Here is a 3,840-nt window from a genome sequence, read left to right on the forward strand (position 1 = left end):
CACCCTACTCAACGGATCGTGGTCGCCGCCAGGGATCACCCGCGTCACGAGCGCCACGCTCTAGTATGGATCCGCGGTACCCGGATGACCCCTGGCACCGAGATGGACCGTGGTTCCTGGCAGGAGCCGAGCCAGCGCAGTGGCCGCAACTACTGAGCGACAAAGGTCGCAGCTGAGCTGGCACTAGCGCCTTGAAGCTTCACGCCGGGGTCGTTGATCGTGAACACGATCCCGGCGTTCTCCAGCGTGCTCCGGATTGCGTCCGCCTGAACGGCCGAGATGTCCGGCACGCCAGGAGCGGACTCGGCGCGCATGATCACGCTGAGGCGCAGCTGCGCCGCGTTCGCCAGGGTTCGCTGATCCCATCTCAGCAGCCGACGAGATGCGACGATCTGAGTGCCGGTCATCCAGCTCCCGTCACAGGCCGAAGTGTCGGTACACCGAGCGAGCTGGCGAGTGCCGCCCGCGCGCGGCTCACGCGGCTCTTGATCGTGCCGACTTGGCATCCGGCTCGGGTTGCCGCAGCCTCGTAGGTCATACCTTGTGCACTGACGAGGACCAGGGCCTCACGCTGGACCGGTGGCAGATTCGTGAGTGCCACCCAGACCTTACGAAGATCGGTGCTCTGCTCCAAAGCGCGCGGCGGCGTCACCGGATCAATCGAGAACTCCGAAGCAGCCTCACGCTTTGCCGTGCGACGATCGTCGTAGAAGAGGCGCCGCAGAATGGTGCAGATCCAGGCCTCGACGTTGGTGCCGGGCCGATAGCTCTCCTGCTTCTGCCAAGCCTTGATCACCGTCTCCTGAACCAGATCGTCGGCCTGTGCCTCGTCCATCGCCAGCGACACGGCGAAGGCACGCAAGCGCGGCAGAACTGTGAGGAGTTCATCTCGAAACGCGTCGGCGTGAGCCGCGTCTCGCCTGTCCAGCACCTCACTCAGCTGAGCTACGAGGCCAAGGAGATGACGAGGCTGATTCTCTGAGAGGACATAGGCGTAGAAGGCCTTCAGTTCCTCTCCCAGGCGCTCCCGAAGAGGGGCGGGCAGCGTCGTCTGAGAGGGTGATGAAAGTCCGTGGTCAGAAGAGGGACTTCTGCGAGCCTTCATGACGTGTGTCCCGCATCCTCCCGCGAGGGGCTGCCAACGCGTGTACAGTGAATTCATAATAGCGTGTCGCTGTATGCGATCAAGGCCGAGCCTGCGAGTTCACCCAACTACCCCTGTGTGAGCAGGCGATCCCGAGCGTCAGGGTTCAACCGGCTACCGAGACGCGCAGATCTCGCGTCGTACGAAGGTTGGCGTGACTAAGATAGGCCAAGCCGCTCCAACCATCAGGGTGCGCCCAAAGCCCGGGGCGTTTGCACCGGAACTCACCGCAACGCCCACGTAGAGGCCGGCAAGCACATAGGCGGTCAGGAAACCTTGAGCGAAGCGGATCATTTCCAATCTCCGCAGTGCGCACGCCCGTCAGAAACAACAAGCCCGCCTCGGCTCAGACCGAGGCGGGCTTGTTTCAGGCGTCGATCAGACCGTTCAGTCGATGACCTCGACGATACGATGGCTGCGATCCACCAGCACCGGCTGCTTGTTGACCACCGTGTACCGGTAGCCGGGCTTCACGTGGTACTCGTCCGGCACGTCGTAGTAGGTCACGCCCGAGGACGGCAGCGTGGTGCCGACCGCGACCCGGCCGTCGTAATCGTAGGACTTCACGCGGCGCTCGGTAACGTAGTTGCGGAAGCGCGGGCGATCATCGACGCCGAGGATGCCACCGACCGTGCCGGTCGCAGCACCGACCGCGCCGCCAACAACACCGCCGACGGGACCTGCCGCCGCGGCGCCTTCCTCAGCCCCGCGCTGGGCTCCGCGCACGGTGCCCTGCGCCTGGGCGGCCAAGGGCAGCGCGAGAAGAGCGGCCGTGGTTGCTGCGAGCAAAAGCTTGTTCGTCATGGTTGTCTCCAGTGTTGAGAAGAATCAGTGACGTCTCAGTTGCAGCCTTCCTTGTGGACCGTCTTGGAGTTGCCTGCGCCGTCCTCCTTGTGCACGGTCTTGGAGCCGCAATCGACGGTTCCGGTGGTGACGTTGCGATGCTCGACCACGCCCTCGCGACGCTCGACCGAGACGCTCGGGCTGCTGTCGCGGCGAATGACAGTGGTGTCCTCAGCCATGGCGCTCGACGAAACACCAGCCAGGGCTGCAAAGGCAGCGCCTGCAATCAGTAGATTGCGCATGTGTTATGCTCCTCAGTGAGAAATCACCGCAGAAACGGAGAATCGCCGATAGCGTTCCGGACTATTTTCAGCCTCGAATACGCCAAGCGGTAATGGTTAATGCGTTCGCGTCTTTCGGACCTGGTGGCGCAAGCCCATTTTAGAACGGCGGCCTGGGTGCCCTGAGCATCGCCCGCAGGTCCATACCCGGCCGCTCCGCTTCCCACCGCACTAGCAGGGCGCCACAGGCCGCCATCACCGTGCGCAGATCCTCAACGCACTGCTCTGCCTCGGCAAGCGTCAGGAACCCGCAACGCCAGTACACGGCACCGGACGCCAAGGCCGCCACGACGGCGAATCGGCCAGTGCCTTGATCCGCTCACGCTCATCCGTCGTCGGTCCGGCCCGCACGCCTTGATCGCGCTCGGCCTGCCTGACCCACCTCCGCAGCGTCTCGCCCGAGCAGCCGATCTTGGCCGCAATCGAACCGATCGCTGCATACTGCGAGCCGTGCTCGTCTCGGTGATCCAGCGCCATCCGAACCGCGTGCTCACGGACTTCGGAGGAATACGGTGGGGTTCGCTTCGTCATGGCTCCATCCTCGCAAGAGTGGGAGCCTTCGAGAAACCCGAGGCGGTTCAGTCTAGCAGCGAGGCTGAGGAGAGGCTCACCCGTTCCAACGGGCAGACGGCCTCCTCCAAAACAAGCCAGTAGCGCTGCTCAGTGCGAAGGATGATTGGCGCGGCTGCTACCACCCTGCACCTCTGACTGTGGCGAATGCTACCTTTGGAAGCAAAGGCTCGGTGATGTTAGCCGAGGTATGTTGCTCGCGAACCTGATTCGGGCAAGGTCATGAGCCGCCAAGGCATCATCCTCGCAGCAGTTATCGCCCTCTTAGGCGCTATCGCGTTCGCGTACATACAGCAGGCGAAAGAAGCGGCTCGAACAGAGCCCGCAGCGGGCAAATCCTCAACAGGAAAGTCGTCGCTGGACGACCAGCGGCGTTGACTCCCTGCGCAGGCTTTTGCCGTTAAGCAGAAACGAATGCATTATTTGCTGCGCGGCGAGGGTCGGTTAAGTTGTTGGTCGAGCGCGCTTCGGCAGCGAGGTCCGCTTCGAGGAAGAGTGATGTTCCTTTTGATTGTTTTCCTGCTTGTCGTGTCTATTGTGTCAGCGATCGCCTCATTGAGGAGGCCGCAGGATCAAGCCGTCTACGAGCGTCTATCTGGATGCGCCTTCATATTCGGGTTAAGCCTGATTGGTATCTACTTACCGCTGTTTCGGTGACTGGTAGGGCGCAGGTTCAGCGCTGCCATTGAGTCGGCGGAACTGCCTGCTGCGTGTTTGCGTTTCAGCCTCGATCCGACCGCCCTGAGGCTGTAAATGAGCAGTGACGCACAAGATTTACGCGCGACCAACTCTGTCCCTTCTCTGTTGCGTGCAAGTATCGGGTTCGGCTGCTCGTTGGTCGTGCTACTCGGCTGCGTCGTCGGCCTTGGAGTGACCGCCTAAGGTCCCGCCCTGCAGGTCGATTCGAGGCGTCGTCATGAGCTTGGGCATGCGAGCGGGCAGAGGAGGGCGAAGGCTGGGCAAGCTTGCCCAGTCCTCTTCATCTCATGCAGACTGATTAAG

4 protein-coding genes and 1 pseudogene are annotated in these 3,840 nt (G+C 62.4%); all 5 read right to left on the reverse strand.

The genetic code is table 11. The features are described 5' to 3' along the window. Positions 1-149: 149 nt before the first annotated feature. Positions 150-407: a transcriptional regulator gene (locus MOX02_RS29735; RefSeq protein WP_147029366.1), complete on the reverse strand. Its 258-nt coding sequence runs from the start codon at positions 405-407 to the stop codon at positions 150-152. Next, on the reverse strand, positions 404-1,105 hold the full coding sequence (locus MOX02_RS29740; protein WP_147029367.1) for a sigma-70 family RNA polymerase sigma factor: 702 nt from the start codon (positions 1,103-1,105) through the stop codon (positions 404-406). Before MOX02_RS29740 ends, MOX02_RS29735 begins: the two co-directional genes overlap by 4 nt. 426 nt (positions 1,106-1,531) lie before the next feature. Beyond that, a complete protein-coding gene (locus MOX02_RS29745; RefSeq protein WP_147029368.1) occupies positions 1,532-1,948 on the reverse strand; it encodes a DUF1236 domain-containing protein in 417 nt (138 codons plus the stop codon). A 35-nt stretch (positions 1,949-1,983) separates the two neighbouring features. Next, positions 1,984-2,229: a hypothetical protein gene (locus MOX02_RS29750; protein WP_147029369.1), complete on the reverse strand. Its 246-nt coding sequence runs from the start codon at positions 2,227-2,229 to the stop codon at positions 1,984-1,986. 342 nt (positions 2,230-2,571) lie between these two features. Beyond that, a pseudogene (locus MOX02_RS29760) lies at positions 2,572-2,799 on the reverse strand (transposase); the annotation flags it as partial. Positions 2,800-3,840: the final 1,041 nt, after the last annotated feature.

It is taken from the genome of Methylobacterium oxalidis (assembly GCF_007992195.1).
GTDB lineage: Bacteria > Pseudomonadota > Alphaproteobacteria > Rhizobiales > Beijerinckiaceae > Methylobacterium > Methylobacterium oxalidis.